The organism is Escherichia coli (genome assembly GCF_036503815.1).
GTDB classification, from domain to species: Bacteria; Pseudomonadota; Gammaproteobacteria; order Enterobacterales; family Enterobacteriaceae; genus Escherichia; species Escherichia coli_F.
In genome coordinates this window covers 2,002,990-2,018,423 of record NZ_AP027764.1, presented here as the reverse complement: position 1 = coordinate 2,018,423, position 15,434 = coordinate 2,002,990, and the positions used below count along the sequence as shown (strand labels likewise).

The 15,434-nt window shown below is 57.4% G+C and carries 7 protein-coding genes and 1 tRNA gene; 4 read left to right on the top strand and 4 right to left on the bottom strand.

Going from position 1 to position 15,434, the window contains the following annotated elements; all coding sequences use genetic code 11:
* The first annotated feature begins 61 nt into the window (after positions 1 to 61).
* Positions 62 to 137: transfer RNA gene (locus AABJ99_RS09475), tRNA-Asn, on the top strand.
* Positions 138 to 298: 161 nt separating this feature from the next.
* Positions 299 to 1,561, top strand: a complete 1,263-nt coding sequence (locus tag AABJ99_RS09470) for a tyrosine-type recombinase/integrase (RefSeq protein ID WP_000059620.1) — start codon at positions 299 to 301, stop codon at positions 1,559 to 1,561.
* Positions 1,562 to 1,754: 193 nt separating this feature from the next.
* Here the strand turns inward: AABJ99_RS09470 and ybtS are convergent, their stop codons facing one another.
* The 4 genes from ybtS to ybtP are packed head-to-tail and all read right to left on the bottom strand — an operon-like array spanning position 1,755 to position 7,861.
* Positions 1,755 to 3,059 carry a yersiniabactin biosynthesis salicylate synthase Irp9/YbtS gene (gene ybtS / locus AABJ99_RS09465; RefSeq protein ID WP_000703034.1) on the bottom strand — a complete coding sequence of 435 codons (1,305 nt, stop codon included), beginning with the start codon at positions 3,057 to 3,059 and terminating at the stop codon, positions 1,755 to 1,757.
* Positions 3,060 to 3,086: 27 nt separating this feature from the next.
* Entirely contained in the window at positions 3,087 to 4,367 is a 1,281-nt protein-coding gene (ybtX, locus tag AABJ99_RS09460) for a yersiniabactin-associated zinc MFS transporter YbtX (RefSeq protein WP_001286279.1), read from the bottom strand.
* Positions 4,360 to 6,162 (bottom strand): yersiniabactin ABC transporter ATP-binding/permease protein YbtQ, encoded by a 1,803-nt coding sequence (ybtQ, locus tag AABJ99_RS09455; protein WP_000654459.1) that lies wholly within the window; start codon positions 6,160 to 6,162, stop codon positions 4,360 to 4,362. The genes ybtX and ybtQ overlap by 8 nt, the downstream gene beginning before the upstream one ends.
* On the bottom strand, positions 6,149 to 7,861 hold the full coding sequence (ybtP, locus tag AABJ99_RS09450) for a yersiniabactin ABC transporter ATP-binding/permease protein YbtP (protein WP_338387569.1): 1,713 nt from the start codon (positions 7,859 to 7,861) through the stop codon (positions 6,149 to 6,151). The genes ybtQ and ybtP overlap by 14 nt, the downstream gene beginning before the upstream one ends.
* A 256-nt stretch (positions 7,862 to 8,117) precedes the next feature.
* On the opposite strand from ybtP, the gene ybtA reads away from it, so the two are divergent.
* Both ybtA and irp2 read left to right on the top strand, forming a co-directional pair.
* Positions 8,118 to 9,077: a yersiniabactin transcriptional regulator YbtA gene (gene ybtA, locus AABJ99_RS09445; protein ID WP_000140399.1), complete on the top strand. Its 960-nt coding sequence runs from the start codon at positions 8,118 to 8,120 to the stop codon at positions 9,075 to 9,077.
* 190 nt (positions 9,078 to 9,267) lie between these two features.
* Positions 9,268 to 15,375 (top strand): yersiniabactin non-ribosomal peptide synthetase HMWP2, encoded by a 6,108-nt coding sequence (irp2, locus tag AABJ99_RS09440; RefSeq protein ID WP_009484413.1) that lies wholly within the window; start codon positions 9,268 to 9,270, stop codon positions 15,373 to 15,375.
* Positions 15,376 to 15,434: the final 59 nt, after the last annotated feature.

Here is a 15,434-nt window from a genome sequence, read left to right as displayed (position 1 = left end):
ATGCATTTCACCCTTTGACATCACCATGCACTGCCATTAATATGCGCCCCGTTCTCACGATTCCTCTGTAGTTCAGTCGGTAGAACGGCGGACTGTTAATCCGTATGTCACTGGTTCGAGTCCAGTCAGAGGAGCCAATTTGCTGTTTTCATGCATCCTTGCGAATCATTATATGATGTTGGTTCAACAGGTTAGCGTGAAAACTCTTCCCGGTGCATTTTGATTTTACCCTCCGCATCGGGAAAAATTGGTGGTCAAATCTGGGGTCAGGTTAGTTCGATAATGGAGCGACCCCCATATGTCCCTTACCGACGCGAAAATCCGCACTCTCAAACCTTCTGATAAACCCTTTAAAGTCTCCGATTCCCACGGTCTGTATCTGCTGGTCAAGCCGGGTGGCTCACGTCACTGGTATCTCAAGTACCGTATTAACGGTAAAGAATCGCGCATTGCGCTGGGTGCCTATCCTGCCGTCTCCCTCTCTGATGCGCGACAGCAGCGTGAAGGTGTCCGTAAAATGCTGGCGCTGAATATCAACCCGGTACAGCAGCGGGCTGCTGAACGTGGCTCACGAACACCGGATAAAGTTTTTAAAAACGTGGCGCTGGCGTGGCATAAAAGTAACCGGAAATGGTCGCAGAACACCGCTGACCGTCTGCTTGCCAGCCTGAACAATCACATCTTTCCGGTCATTGGCAACCTGCCTGTATCAGAACTTAAACCCCGTCATTTCATTGACCTGCTGAAAAGGATCGAGGAAAAAGGTCTGCTGGAAGTTGCGTCCCGCACGCGGCAGCACCTGAGTAACATAATGCGCCATGCGGTTCATCAGGGGTTAATCGATACGAACCCGGCAGCAAATCTTGGCGGCGTGACCACACCTCCTGTCAGACGGCACTATCCTGCCCTGCCACTGGAGCGGCTGCCTGAACTGCTTGAACGTATTGGGGCATATCATCAGGGTCGTGAACTGACGCGGTTGGCCGTCCTGCTGATGCTGCATGTGTTCATTCGCTCCAGTGAACTGCGTTTCGCCCGCTGGTCAGAGATTGATTTCACAAACCGAGTCTGGACGATACCCGCGACGCGAGAACCCATTATTGGAGTGCGTTATTCCGGCCGCGGGGCCAAAATGCGAATGTCGCATATCGTCCCCCTCTCAGAACAGTCCATCGCCATTCTGAAACAGATTAAGGATATCACCGGTAATAATGAACTGATCTTCCCCGGCGACCATAACCCGTATAAGCCAATGTGTGAAAACACGGTCAATAAGGCACTGCGGGTGATGGGCTACGACACGAAAAAGGATATCTGCGGTCACGGCTTCCGGGCAATGGCATGCAGTGCGCTGATGGAATCGGGTTTATGGGCAAAGGACGCAGTAGAACGCCAGATGAGTCATCAGGAGCGCAATACCGTGCGCATGGCTTATATTCATAAGGCAGAGCACCTAGAAGCCCGCAAAGCGATGATGCAGTGGTGGTCGGATTATCTGGAAGCATGCCGAGAATCTTATGCACCGCCTTATACAATTGGTAAAAATAAGTTTATCCCATAGTATACTAACGAATCCCACACTCTGGCAAATTACCACCACCTCTACAGGAGGTGGTTCTATATAGACTTTTATCAACTTCATGACGAAAAACACCTATTTTATCCAAAAAGAAGACAATAGAGTCACAGAGGAATCAAAGAGCGACTCAATTGTCTTTGGACAGTCTGGTTGTGAGGTTAGAAAACAGTTACTCCTACACCATTAAATAGGGCGCAATGCTCGCTAATTTCTCCCGGGTTTCCGTCAGTTCGCGTTCCGGTGTAGATTGCGCGATGATTCCCGCCCCCGCTTGTATCCAGCAGCGCTGGCTGTCCTGAAATACGGAACGCAGAACTAGCGCCGCATCGAAGCGCATATCGTCCAGCAGCAGAATTGCGCCGGAATAGAGCTCTCGCGGCGTCTTCTCAATTTGCATAATCGCGTTCAGGGCAGCGTTTTTAGGGATACCTGAGGCGGTAATCGACGGAAACAGCACGGTAAACGCATCCCAGGCATCCTTGTTTTCCGCAAGCTGACCGCTCACGCCGGACCCCAGATGCTGAACGCTGCCGCGCTGGCGAACCGACATTAAATCTTCAACCACCACGCTGCCCGGCAGGCAAACGGCCTCCAGTTCAGCAATCGCTTCTTTGACAGAAAGGATATGCTCAAGCACCTCTTTACTGTCGTGCAGCAGTTCTGCCTCTTTCGCCTTATTATGCTCCGGGTTTCCCATGCGATCGCGGGTGCCCGCAAGCGGTTCAGTGACCACTTTATTGCCCGTCACTGACATCACCAGTTCCGGGCTAAAGCCCAGCGCTTCGCGTCCTTCCTGACGGAACATAAACGAGCGCACAGGTGTATTTGCCTGCCGCCCGTATAACAGCGTGGCGGGCATATCAATCCGCGATGGCAGGGGAATAGCGCGCGAGACAATCACTTTGACATACTCGCCACGGCGGATCTCCGCAACGGCGCGTGCAACCTGTTGTTTATACGCCTCGCCATTGAGGGCGGTATCCACCGCCAGTGGTGCGTTCTGCGTCGTTGTACTGGCCTCTTTTACCCACTCACACAAACGTCGGCCCCCGTCGGCGGAGTCCGCATAAACGGTGACATTTCCCTTTTCAAAAATAAGTTCTTCACGGGGAACGGTTAACGTCAGCAGCGGCCACTCCCCGGCGTTAAAGGCAATCCCCCGCGCATGCGCCGCAAAGTTGAACCCAACCTGTCCATAAACCCGACGTCCTTTCACCTGAGGATGTGCCATAAAACGACGCGCGCAGTCGGTAATGGAATCCACCGCCCATTGTTGCTCCCCGGCATCATCAATAAATGTCGCCTGCGTTCCGTCGGCATTAATGTGCAACCGTGCCAGGCACCCTTTGCCTAAATACCAACAGGGTTGACGCTCATAGACATAACACTCTTCTTCTGCGAACTGGCGTAAAACGCCAGAAATCGTCGGCAGCCATTGTTCCTCTGGTAACGCCAGGTGTAAAAATTCACTGATTTTCATCCCTTACCTCTCTGTGTTATTCCCGGATCAATCAATTGCGCTTGTCATCAGTTCTCTTGCCGAATGCAGCCGGATATAAGCAACCCACGCCGCCAGCAACGTGAATACCCCGGCAAACAGGAAGCAGGCCGCATAGCCAAAATGTTGAGCAACAACGCCGCCGATAACACCAGCCAGGATGGCGATTGCCGCGTCAGTACATTGAAAGAGGGTGAAGTCGACACCGGCCTGCAAAGGCGATGAAAGCGACATCAGCGTGGCGTAAAGACAGACCAGCGCGCAGGCCAGCGAAATGGACTGGACAATGACCAGACACTGGAGAATCGGCAGCAACAGATGACCCGGCGCCATCATGAACGTCATCACCACCGCCAGCAGCGCGATCCCCTGGACGCCATAAGCCGTCAACAGCGCTCTGCCGGGTGAGGTGTATTTCATCAGTAATCCGCCGGCCAGCGTTCCTGCTATGCCCGCTGCAATATTGCCGCCGCTGAACAGCGCGCCCAACGCAGACATGCTCAACCCATGATCCAACAACAGCGGCGCCAGAAGAGGCAGCACAAACCGCATACCTGAATTCAGCATTAATACCAGCAGTAAGCCCAGGCGCGCCTGCTTCCTCCTTAGCGCATAACCTAACGCCGGAACATGCGGGATAGGCGCTGTTCGCGTCGGCTCCGTAATGCGCCACAGCGGGAATGACAGCGCCATAATCAGCATCGCCATCATCAGCATGGCGACAGGCCAGCCGGATGCTGCCGACAACATTAGGAACACCCCGCCGCCGCACATCATTCCCAGATAGCTGCCGCCGACCTGCACGCTGTTTCCCCAGCCGTAACCCGCGCGAGTCAGTTGATCGACGCAAAAGCCGTCGCTGGCGATATCAATGGTGGAAGCGACCGTGCCTGCCACCATAAACAGAACAAATAACGCGACGATTTGCGTATCGGGAAATCCTCCTTCTCGCCCAAACCAGCCAATCGCTGCGGCAATCATCAGGATCGCCGCTAGCGCGACCTGACCACGCAGGATTAACATCCGCGAACGGCGTTCCTGGCTACCGGGCGGAAGCCGCCAGCGTTCGATCCACGGCGCCCAAATAAACTTCAGCGCCCAGGGCAGCATGAACAGGGTTGTCGCACCGGCAAGCGCCAGCGATCCGCCAGCAGCGCGCACCAGCGCGGGTAAGGACTGCATAGACAGCGCCGATACCAGACTCTGCGTCACATAGACGCCGGCAATAGCAAAAATCACCCGCCCGGTCGTCAACGTCAGCGGTTTCACATTCGACTGAACATCACTCATGCACCCACTCTCCAGACGCGGAAACCCCGTCGTCGCGCCACACGCGCGCGGCCATTTGCGCCTGCCACAGCGCCTGATAACGTCCATGATGTGAGAGCAATTGTGCATGAGTACCCTGCTCAACCACCTGTCCCTCTTCCATCACCAGAATGTTTCCGGCCCCGGCGATGGTGGATAAACGGTGAGCGATGATAATCACCGTCCGGTTGTGAACCAGGTTATCGATCGCTTTTTGCACCGCCAGCTCGCTTTCAATATCCAGCGCGGCAGTCGGTTCATCGAGAATGACGACCGGCGCGTTTTTCAATAACGCTCTGGCAATGGAAATCCGCTGGCGCTCGCCGCCCGATAGCTGGCCGCCCATCTCTCCCATTGGCGTCAGCCAGCCTTGCGGAAGACGGGAAATAAACTCAAGGCACTGCGCCGCGCGGGCGGCCTCTTCTACCTCCTGCCGCGTCGCCTGTGGGCGCGCGATACGGATATTCGCCAGCAGCGTGTCATCAAACAGCCAGACATCCTGGAAAACAACAGAAATCAGGCTATTGAGCTGTTCCGGCGTCAGGCGGCGAATATCGACGCCGCCAATAGAAATCTGCCCTTGCTGCGGATCGGCATAGCGCATTAACAGTTTGGTGACCGTAGTTTTGCCTGCGCCGGAGGCACCCACCAGCGCGCTCATACTGGCTGCCGGGAACGTCAAAGAAACATGATTAAGCGCGTGGCCGTCGCCTTCTTCGTAGCGATAGCTGACGTTGTCAAAGCGGATATCGTAACGTTCCGGCATCTCGCTTTGCTCTGCGACGGGAAGCGGTGCTATCGCCATAAACCGCTCAATCCGTTGCAGGGCGCTGGCGATCAGTTCCACAACCGAGGTGTAGCTGATAAACATCGCCATCGGTTCTGCGAAGCGCATAATCATCGCGACGGCGGCAATCAAAAAGGCGAGGTTCAGAGTGCCCGTCACTACCCAGACGATCCCGGATAACACCACCACCTGTAGGCCCAACTCCACGACGCTGGCGATCAGCATCGTCGCGCCAGCGCCCTGACGGTGAGTGCGGGTCTGTAAGTTTTCCAGCGCATTGAAATGCGCCAGCAGCGCCCGGCTTTTATCGGCATCGCTGCCGCAGGTGCGCAATACCATCATCCCCTGAGCAAATTCAACGATATCGCCGCTCAGACGCTGGTGCGCTTCCCCCAGCGTCTGCATTTGTCGCCGCATCGCCGGGCGGCGCCAGTAATAAAACGGCACCAGCAGAGGGAAGATCAGCAACATCACCAGCCCCAGCCGCCAGTCTATCCACAATGTCGCCAGCGACGCCGTCAGCGGCGTGACAATGGTGAGCAGCAAAATATTGGCTATCGCAATAACATAATTGAGGTTTTCATCCACGCTGCCCAGCAGCAAGGCGTTCATTTCACCCGCCCTGCCGCGCTGGAGCTTCTCCAGCGGCACGCGGCGTAACTGCTCGCCAAGTCGCAGGCGCAACTCATGGGTGGCCTGCGCCAGATGACCACGGTATTCAAAGCCCAGGCCATACCAGCGTAGCACCAGCGTCACAATTGCGGCGACGCTGAAGGCCATAGCCCAGTTAAGAAGTTGCGGCGCGTCTCCCCGTAACAGCGCATCAATGATCGGATAAAGACAGGCAAAGGCGATCCCCTGCATGAATGCCGCCAGCAACAGCGCCAGCATACTGCGTCGCAGCATCCTGGCCTGACTGCCAACGCTGGAGATAAGCTGGCGCCAGTTGACGCGCCAGGCCAGGTTATCCGCAGGATTATTGTCTTTCATTTTCCACCACCTCTTCCTGTGTTCCACCCGGCACCCAATGCTGCGCCTGCTGATAGTGTTGCCAGAGCCGTTGATACAGGCCGCCCTGCGCCAACAGTTGCATATGGTTCCCCATTTCCCTGAGCTGTCCGTCGGAAAACAGCAATATCACATCGGCCTGAGTCACCATTGAGAGACGATGCGCGACCATGATGACCGTCCGGCCACGCATGGCCGCCGCGAGCGCCTTGATAAGCGCCGCTTCGTTTTCCGGGTCAGCAAACGCCGTCGCCTCATCGAGCACCAGGATGGGGCGATCCTGCAAAAGCGCCCGGGCGATAGTAATGCGCTGCCGCTGGCCGCCGGAGAGAAATACCCCACGTTCCCCGACTCGTGTGTTGTAACCTTCTGGCAGAGCGCTAATAAAATCATGGGCCTGCGCCACTCTGGCCGCCGCTATTACCGCCTCCAGCGGCGTATCCGGCGCGCCCAGACGAATGTTATTGGCTATCGTGTCGGCAAAAAGGAAGTTGTCCTGAGACACAAACGAGAGTTGCTTCATCAGGGTGTCCGTCTGCATATCACGCAGATCCACGCCTCCAATACGGATATGGCCTTTGTCCGGGTCGGCGTAACGCAGCAGCAAGCGCGCCACGGTGCTTTTTCCGGCGCCGCTTGGCCCGACCAGCGCCACAATTTGCCCGGCAGGCACATGAAAGCTCACCTCCTGCAACGCGGCGCCAGTACGCGCTTGCGGATAATGAAAGCTCACCTGCTCAAAGGTAATGCTCGCCTCTTGCGGCTGCTGGTCAGACTGCGGCAGCGATAACTCCGGCATCGCGAGAACCTGATAAATACGCTGAATGCTTAAACGCGTTTGCGCGACCAGGTTATTGAGCATCATCATTGGCATTACGGCTTCGGCCATTCCGCTGCCCAGCAGTAAAACGGCCACCCACGCGATAAAATCGAAACTGCCATAGTGCAGCAGGCCGTATCCCGACCAGATCAGGACAAACAGGGTCGGGAGAGGATTCAGAATCGAGAAGGAAAAACGCGCTGAAAAACCGGCTTTGCGATACCAGGTTTTGAGCACATCGACCCACTCTTCGAGGGCTCGTTGATAGCGCAAAAAACTGGTGCTGCCGCTATCAAACGTTCTCACCACGGGCATGGCCTGCACGAACTCAATCACCGCCGCGCTAACCTGCTCGCGCGCCTTATGATAACGCTGAGCCATATCTTCCGAACGCTGGCGGGCGAGCACGAGAACAACCGATCCAAACGCCAGTACCCCCAGCGTCGCGATTGCCAGCCGCCAGTCCAGCCAGAACAAGATAACGATTGTCGCCAGCGGCATGATGATCGCGCGGGCATAGAGCGGCGTGCTGTCGGCCACAAAAATATGTAACGACTTCACGTCATCCAGCATCACTTTCGCCACTGACCCGCTGCCCATTTGCTGTAACACGCCAGGCGGAAGCTGCAATGCTTTACGGGCTAACCTGCTGCGCAGAATGTTCTCCAGATGAAAAGCCGCGTAATGAGAGGTGTTGAACGCCTGTAAGCGCAGAACAAAAGTTAAGACCACGCAGCCGATCACACCGCCCAGCGGCCAGGCCGGAATAGCGTCAGGCGTCGCGCGAATGTCACGCAGGCTCCACGCTAGAAAAAGGAGCGCCCCCAGGCTGGTTAATGCCGCCAGCCCCGCCAGCGCCATAGCTAAAATAACCTTCCTGCGAACCGGTGTAATCACCTGCCAGAGAGGAAATCGGGACAGCGATTCAGTATTGGATGATTGAGATGACATGGGAGTAACTGAATTTCCTGATGAATTTTTACGGACGCCAAAAACGACAATTCAGGGTGGCGTTCTGAGAATTAATGTGAATAATAACCATTATCAATAACTCATCTACCCCATTCGGTTCTATTTATACCCGCATTGGTCTAAGCCACAGGGAGATAACCAGGTCATGACGGAGTCACCGCAAACGCAATCTGAAATCTCTATTCACCAGTTGGTGGTCGGGAAACCTGCAAACGATGGCAATATTCCTGCTCAGTGTGAACTGCTGCGCTGTTCGTTGCAGGAAGGTATGGATATTTTGCTCTGGAGGGGCCATTTTGCGCGGCCTGAGACGTTGCAGCTACACGACGATCTGGGCAGGATTAACTTCTCGTGCATCCTGGAAGGCACATCGCGCTTTGCGATTCAGGGACTCCGGCGCCACACCGACTGGGAGCTTGCGCGCAATCGCCATTACATTACCCATACGCCAGACTGTCGCGGCAGCGCCTCCTATTGTGGCCGATTCGAGAGCATTACCCTCTCCTTCAGCCCTGCAACCCTCGCGCTGTGGGTGCCGGATATTAGCGCGGACATTAAGAATAAGATCGACTCCCACTGCTGTTGCCAGCAGCAGCGTTGTAATGCTGAAACCCACTTAACGGCTCAGGCCTTGCGTCACGCGCTGATGCGCATGCACGGCGGCTTCAGTCATGAACAAAAGCCGTCGACGCTATGGTTGCAGGGGCAAAGTCTGGTCATGCTCAGTCTGGTGCTGGATGAACATCGCGAAGACGCCAGTTGCCTCTCCTGCCACTTCAACCCGATGGAACGCCAGAAACTGCTGCGGGCGAAGGATCTGCTGCTGGCTGATCTGACGCAAGCGCCGGGCGTCGCGGAGCTGGCCAGAGAGTCCGGTCTGAGCGTTCTCAAAATTAAGCGAGGCTTCCGCGTTCTGTTCAACAACAGCGTCTATGGCCTGTTTCAGGCTGAACGAATGCAGGAAGCCAGAAGACGCCTGGCCAACGGCAATACCTCCGTCATGACGGTGGCGGCCGATCTGGGCTATGCCAACGCCAGCCATTTCTCTGCCGCCTTCCAGAAACAGTTTGGCGTAACCCCTTCGACCTTTAAACGCGTGATGTAACCGGGGTCGCGCCCCCCTAAACTCCTCCCTGACAGAGGCCCGGATACCCCATCCGGGCCTCTGTTCTTTCCGCCTGTTACCAACCCGAAACGGGCATAAATAAACCCGTTTAGGGTAGCATCCAATTGTTAATAATTATTATTCTCATATGAGCAATGCTTTTCGGTAAGACGTGCCATCAGGAGGAAGAATGATTTCTGGCGCACCATCTCAGGATTCGCTGTTACCAGACAACCGCCACGCGGCTGATTACCAACAATTACGCGAGCGGCTCATACAGGAACTGAATTTAACGCCGCAGCAGTTACATGAAGAGAGCAACCTGATCCAGGCCGGCCTGGATTCCATAAGATTGATGAGATGGTTACACTGGTTTCGTAAAAATGGCTACCGCCTTACCCTTCGCGAGCTGTATGCCGCCCCCACGCTGGCGGCATGGAACCAGTTAATGCTCAGCCGGTCGCCTGAGAACGCGGAAGAAGAAACGCCGCCCGACGAATCATCCTGGCCGAACATGACCGAAAGTACCCCCTTCCCATTGACGCCAGTACAGCACGCCTACCTGACGGGCCGCATGCCGGGGCAGACGCTTGGCGGCGTGGGTTGCCACCTGTATCAGGAGTTTGAAGGCCATTGTCTGACGGCGTCGCAGCTGGAGCAGGCCATCACGACCTTGCTGCAACGCCACCCAATGCTGCATATCGCCTTTCGCCCCGACGGGCAGCAGGTCTGGCTACCGCAACCTTACTGGAACGGCGTCACCGTTCATGATTTACGCCATAACGACGCTGAAAGCCGCCAGGCCTATCTGGACGCACTGCGCCAGCGCCTGAGCCACCGTCTTTTACGCGTGGAAATCGGCGAAACGTTTGATTTTCAGCTGACGCTCTTGCCGGACAATCGCCACCGCCTCCATGTCAATATTGACCTGCTGATTATGGATGCCTCCAGCTTTACGCTTTTCTTCGATGAGCTTAACGCCCTGCTGGCCGGAGAATCGCTGCCGGCTATCGACACCCGCTATGATTTCCGCTCGTATTTGCTGCACCAGCAGAAGATCAATCAACCACTGAGAGACGACGCGCGCGCTTACTGGCTGGCGAAAGCATCGACGCTTCCCCCCGCGCCCGTCTTGCCGCTGGCCTGCGAACCCGCCACGCTACGTGAAGTCCGTAATACCCGACGCCGCATGATTGTCCCGGCAACACGCTGGCACGCCTTTAGCAACCGGGCCGGCGAGTATGGCGTGACGCCGACAATGGCGCTGGCGACCTGTTTTTCTGCCGTGCTGGCTCGCTGGGGCGGCCTGACGCGACTGCTGCTTAACATCACCTTATTCGACCGCCAGCCGCTGCACCCGGCGGTTGGCGCGATGCTTGCCGACTTCACCAATATTCTTCTGCTGGATACCGCCTGCGATGGCGATACCGTCAGCAACCTGGCGCGTAAAAACCAGCTCACGTTTACGGAGGACTGGGAGCATCGCCACTGGTCCGGCGTCGAATTACTCCGTGAACTCAAACGCCAGCAGCGCTACCCCCACGGCGCCCCGGTGGTATTTACCAGCAATCTGGGGCGTTCCCTCTACAGCAGCCGCGCAGAATCGCCGTTGGGCGAGCCGGAATGGGGCATCTCGCAAACGCCGCAGGTCTGGATAGATCATCTGGCGTTCGAGCATCACGGCGAGGTCTGGCTACAATGGGACAGCAACGACGCGCTGTTCCCTCCGGCGTTAGTCGAAACATTGTTCGACGCCTACTGCCAGTTGATTAACCAACTCTGCGATGACGAAAGCGCCTGGCAAAAGCCGTTCGCAGATATGATGCCCGCCAGCCAGCGCGCGATACGCGAACGGGTCAACGCCACCGGCGCCCCCATTCCCGAAGGCTTGCTGCATGAAGGCATTTTCCGTATCGCTCTGCAACAGCCGCAGGCGCTGGCGGTAACGGACATGCGTTATCAGTGGAATTATCATGAGCTGACAGACTATGCCCGCCGTTGCGCGGGCAGGTTAATCGAGTGCGGGGTTCAGCCCGGCGATAATGTGGCTATCACGATGTCGAAAGGCGCAGGACAACTTGTTGCGGTTCTGGCCGTCCTGCTGGCCGGGGCGGTTTACGTTCCGGTTTCGCTGGATCAGCCTGCCGCACGGCGCGAGAAAATCTACGCTGACGCCAGCGTCCGGCTGGTGCTCATTTGTCAGCACGACGCCAGCGCCGGGTCAGACGATATTCCCGTCCTTGCCTGGCAGCAGGCCATTGAGGCGGAGCCGATCGCCAACCCGGTAGTACGCGCCCCCACGCAACCGGCCTACATTATCTACACCTCCGGCTCTACCGGTACGCCGAAAGGGGTAGTCATTTCTCACCGGGGAGCGCTTAACACCTGTTGCGATATCAATACCCGCTATCAGGTTGGCCCGCATGACAGGGTGCTGGCCCTCTCCGCCCTACATTTTGATTTATCGGTTTACGACATTTTTGGCGTACTGCGCGCGGGCGGCGCGCTGGTGATGGTGATGGAAAATCAACGGCGCGATCCTCACGCATGGTGTGAGCTGATCCAGCGCCATCAGGTCACGCTCTGGAACAGCGTCCCGGCGCTGTTCGATATGCTGCTGACCTGGTGTGAAGGTTTCGCCGACGCCACGCCGGAAAACCTGCGCGCAGTGATGCTTTCCGGCGACTGGATCGGGCTTGACCTCCCCGCCCGTTATCGGGCCTTCCGGCCACAAGGACAATTTATCGCGATGGGCGGCGCCACCGAGGCGTCTATCTGGTCTAACGCCTGCGAAATTCACGACGTCCCCGCCCACTGGCGCTCCATCCCTTACGGTTTTCCGCTAACCAACCAACGCTACCGGGTGGTGGATGAACAGGGCCGGGACTGCCCTGACTGGGTGCCGGGTGAATTATGGATTGGCGGCATTGGGGTCGCGGAAGGCTATTTCAACGATCCCCTGCGTAGCGAGCAGCAATTTTTGACGCTCCCGGACGAGCGCTGGTATCGCACCGGCGATCTCGGCTGCTACTGGCCAGATGGCACAATCGAGTTCCTCGGTCGTCGCGACAAGCAGGTCAAAGTCGGAGGATATCGCATCGAGCTGGGCGAAATCGAAAGCGCGCTCAGCCAGCTGGCGGGGGTGAAACAAGCAACCGTTCTGGCGATCGGCGAAAAAGAAAAAACGCTGGCGGCATACGTTGTTCCTCAAGGCGAGGCTTTTTGCATTACCGATCATCGGAACCCGGCACTGCCGCAGGCGTGGCACACGCTTGCGGGAACGTTGCCCTGTTGCGCCATCTCGCCAGAGATCTCCGCAGAACAGGTAGCCGATTTCCTTCAGCATCGCCTGCTAAAACTGAAGCCGGGTCACACCGCTGGCGCCGATCCTCTCCCCCTGATGAACTCACTCGCTATCCAGCCGCGCTGGCAGGCCGTGGTGGAACGCTGGTTAGCATTTCTGGTGACACAACGGCGACTGAAGCCCGCTGCTGAAGGTTATCAGGTCTGCGCTGGTGAAGAACGCGAGGATGAGCACCCGCACTTCAGCGGACATGATTTAACGTTATCGCAAATTCTTCGCGGTGCCCGTAACGAACTGTCGTTACTGAACGACGCGCAGTGGTCGCCGGAAAGCCTGGCCTTTAACCATCCGGCCAGCGCCCCGTATATTCAGGAACTGGCGACAATTTGCCAACAGCTTGCACAGCGCTTACAGCGCCCGATACGCCTGCTTGAGGTGGGAACCCGCACTGGCCGCGCCGCAGAATCGCTGTTAGCACAGCTCAACGCCGGACAGATTGAGTATGTCGGGCTTGAGCAGAGCCAGGAGATGCTGCTGAGCGCCCGGCAGAGGCTCGCCCCCTGGCCTGGCGCCCGTCTGTCCCTCTGGAATGCAGACACGCTTGCGACGCACGCTCACTCGGCGGACATTATCTGGCTTAATAACGCCCTGCATCGTCTGCTGCCGGAAGATCCCGGGCTCCTTGCGACATTACAACAGCTTGCCGTTCCCGGCGCGCTGCTCTACGTGATGGAGTTTCGCCAGTTAACGCCGTCCGCCCTGCTCAGCACGCTCCTGTTAACCAATGGGCAGCCGGAGGCCTTGCTGCATAACAGCGCCGACTGGGCGGCATTATTTAGCGCGGCCGCCTTCAACTGTCAGCATGGCGATGAGGTCGCGGGGTTACAACGCTTCCTCGTACAATGTCCTGACAGGCAGGTGCGCCGCGATCCCCGTCAACTTCAGGCCGCCCTCGCTGGACGTCTGCCGGGGTGGATGGTGCCGCAACGGATCGTCTTCCTCGACGCCTTACCGCTGACGGCTAACGGGAAAATTGACTACCAGGCGCTGAAGCGTCGTCATACCCCTGAAGCGGAAAACCCGGCCGAAGCGGATTTACCCCAGGGCGACATTGAAAAACAGGTTGCCGCCCTCTGGCAGCAACTCTTATCAACTGGCAATGTCACCAGAGAAACCGACTTCTTCCAGCAAGGCGGCGATAGCCTGCTGGCGACCCGTCTGACCGGGCAACTTCATCAGGCAGGTTATGAAGCGCAATTAAGCGACCTGTTTAATCATCCCCGGCTGGCGGATTTTGCCGCCACACTGCGGAAAACCGACGTCCCGGTCGAACAACCATTCGTCCACTCCCCTGAAGATCGCTACCAGCCCTTTGCGCTTACCGACGTGCAGCAGGCTTACCTGGTGGGGCGTCAGCCGGGCTTTGCCCTGGGCGGCGTCGGCTCACATTTCTTTGTTGAATTTGAAATTGCCGATCTGGACCTCACCCGGCTGGAGACGGTCTGGAACCGATTAATCGCCCGCCACGATATGCTGCGCGCCATCGTGCGTGATGGACAGCAACAGGTGCTCGAACAGACGCCCCCCTGGGTGATACCCGCACACACCCTCCATACGCCTGAAGAGGCGTTGCGGGTGCGCGAAAAACTGGCGCATCAGGTACTCAACCCCGAAGTGTGGCCGGTATTCGATCTCCAGGTCGGATACGTGGACGGGATGCCTGCCCGCCTGTGGCTGTGTCTGGATAACCTGTTGCTTGACGGTCTCAGCATGCAGATCCTGCTGGCGGAGCTGGAGCACGGCTACCGCTACCCGCAACAGCTGCTTCCGCCGCTGCCCGTCACCTTCAGGGATTATCTGCAACAACCCTCGCTACAGTCGCCCAATCCAGATTCTCTGGCATGGTGGCAGGCGCAGCTTGATGATATTCCTCCGGCGCCTGCGTTGCCGCTGCGCTGCTTGCCTCAGGAGGTTGAAACACCGCGCTTCGCCCGCCTGAACGGCGCGCTGGACAGCACGCGCTGGCATCGGCTGAAAAAACGGGCGGCTGACGCCCATCTCACCCCGTCGGCCGTACTGTTGTCGGTGTGGTCAACGGTTCTCTCTGCATGGAGTGCACAGCCTGAGTTCACGCTTAACCTTACGCTTTTCGACAGGCGACCGCTGCACCCGCAAATCAACCAGATTCTGGGCGATTTCACCTCGCTGATGCTGCTGAGCTGGCATCCCGGCGAAAGCTGGCTGCACAGCGCGCAGTCACTACAGCAGCGGCTGAGCCAGAACCTCAACCACCGCGATGTGTCAGCCATCCGCGTGATGCGTCAACTGGCGCAACAGCAAAACGTGCCTGCCGTTCCGATGCCCGTCGTCTTTACCAGCGCGCTGGGCTTTGAGCAGGATAACTTCCTCGCCCGGCGTAATCTGCTCAAACCGGTCTGGGGCATCTCCCAGACGCCGCAGGTCTGGTTCGATCACCAGATTTATGAATCCGAAGGCGAACTGCGCTTTAACTGGGATTTTGTCGCCGCGCTGTTTCCTGCCGGGCAGGTGGAGCGCCAGTTTGAACAGTATTGCGCATTGCTAAACCGAATGGCCGAGGATGAAAGCGGCTGGCAACTGCCGCTCGCCGCGCTGGTGCCTCCCGTTAAACACGCAGGGCAATGCGCAGAGCGCTCACCGCGCGTATGCCCTGAGCAATCTCAGCCACACATTGCGGCGGACGAGAGCACCGTCAGCCTGATTTGCGACGCCTTCCGCGAGGTGGTTGGCGAGTCTGTCACGCCCGCAGAAAACTTCTTTGAGGCGGGCGCAACGTCGCTGAATCTGGTGCAACTGCACGTTTTGTTACAACGTCACGAATTTTCCACCCTGACGTTGCTTGACCTCTTCACCCACCCTTCTCCTGCTACCCTGGCCGATTATCTGGCCGGCGTCACCACGGTGGAGAAAACAAAACGACCTCGCCCTGTTCGCCGTCGTCAGCGGCGGATATAGCGCGAAGCAAACTGATTTTCCCCGGAACGCCATCGCGAACGCATGGCGTTCCATTGACT

What these genes read in the sequence shown, in the direction of transcription:
- irp2 (WP_009484413.1), top strand. Translation starts at nt 9,268, where the DNA reads ATGATTTCTGGCGCACCATCTCAGGATTCGCTGTTACCAGACAACCGC.
- ybtQ (WP_000654459.1), bottom strand. Translation starts at nt 6,162, where the DNA reads ATGAAAGACAATAATCCTGCGGATAACCTGGCCTGGCGCGTCAACTGG.
- ybtS (WP_000703034.1), bottom strand. Translation starts at nt 3,059, where the DNA reads ATGAAAATCAGTGAATTTTTACACCTGGCGTTACCAGAGGAACAATGG.
- ybtX (WP_001286279.1), bottom strand. Translation starts at nt 4,367, where the DNA reads ATGAGTGATGTTCAGTCGAATGTGAAACCGCTGACGTTGACGACCGGG.
- ybtP (WP_338387569.1), bottom strand. Translation starts at nt 7,861, where the DNA reads ATGGCGCTGGCGGGGCTGGCGGCATTAACCAGCCTGGGGGCGCTCCTT.
- ybtA (WP_000140399.1), top strand. Translation starts at nt 8,118, where the DNA reads ATGACGGAGTCACCGCAAACGCAATCTGAAATCTCTATTCACCAGTTG.
- AABJ99_RS09470 (WP_000059620.1), top strand. Translation starts at nt 299, where the DNA reads ATGTCCCTTACCGACGCGAAAATCCGCACTCTCAAACCTTCTGATAAA.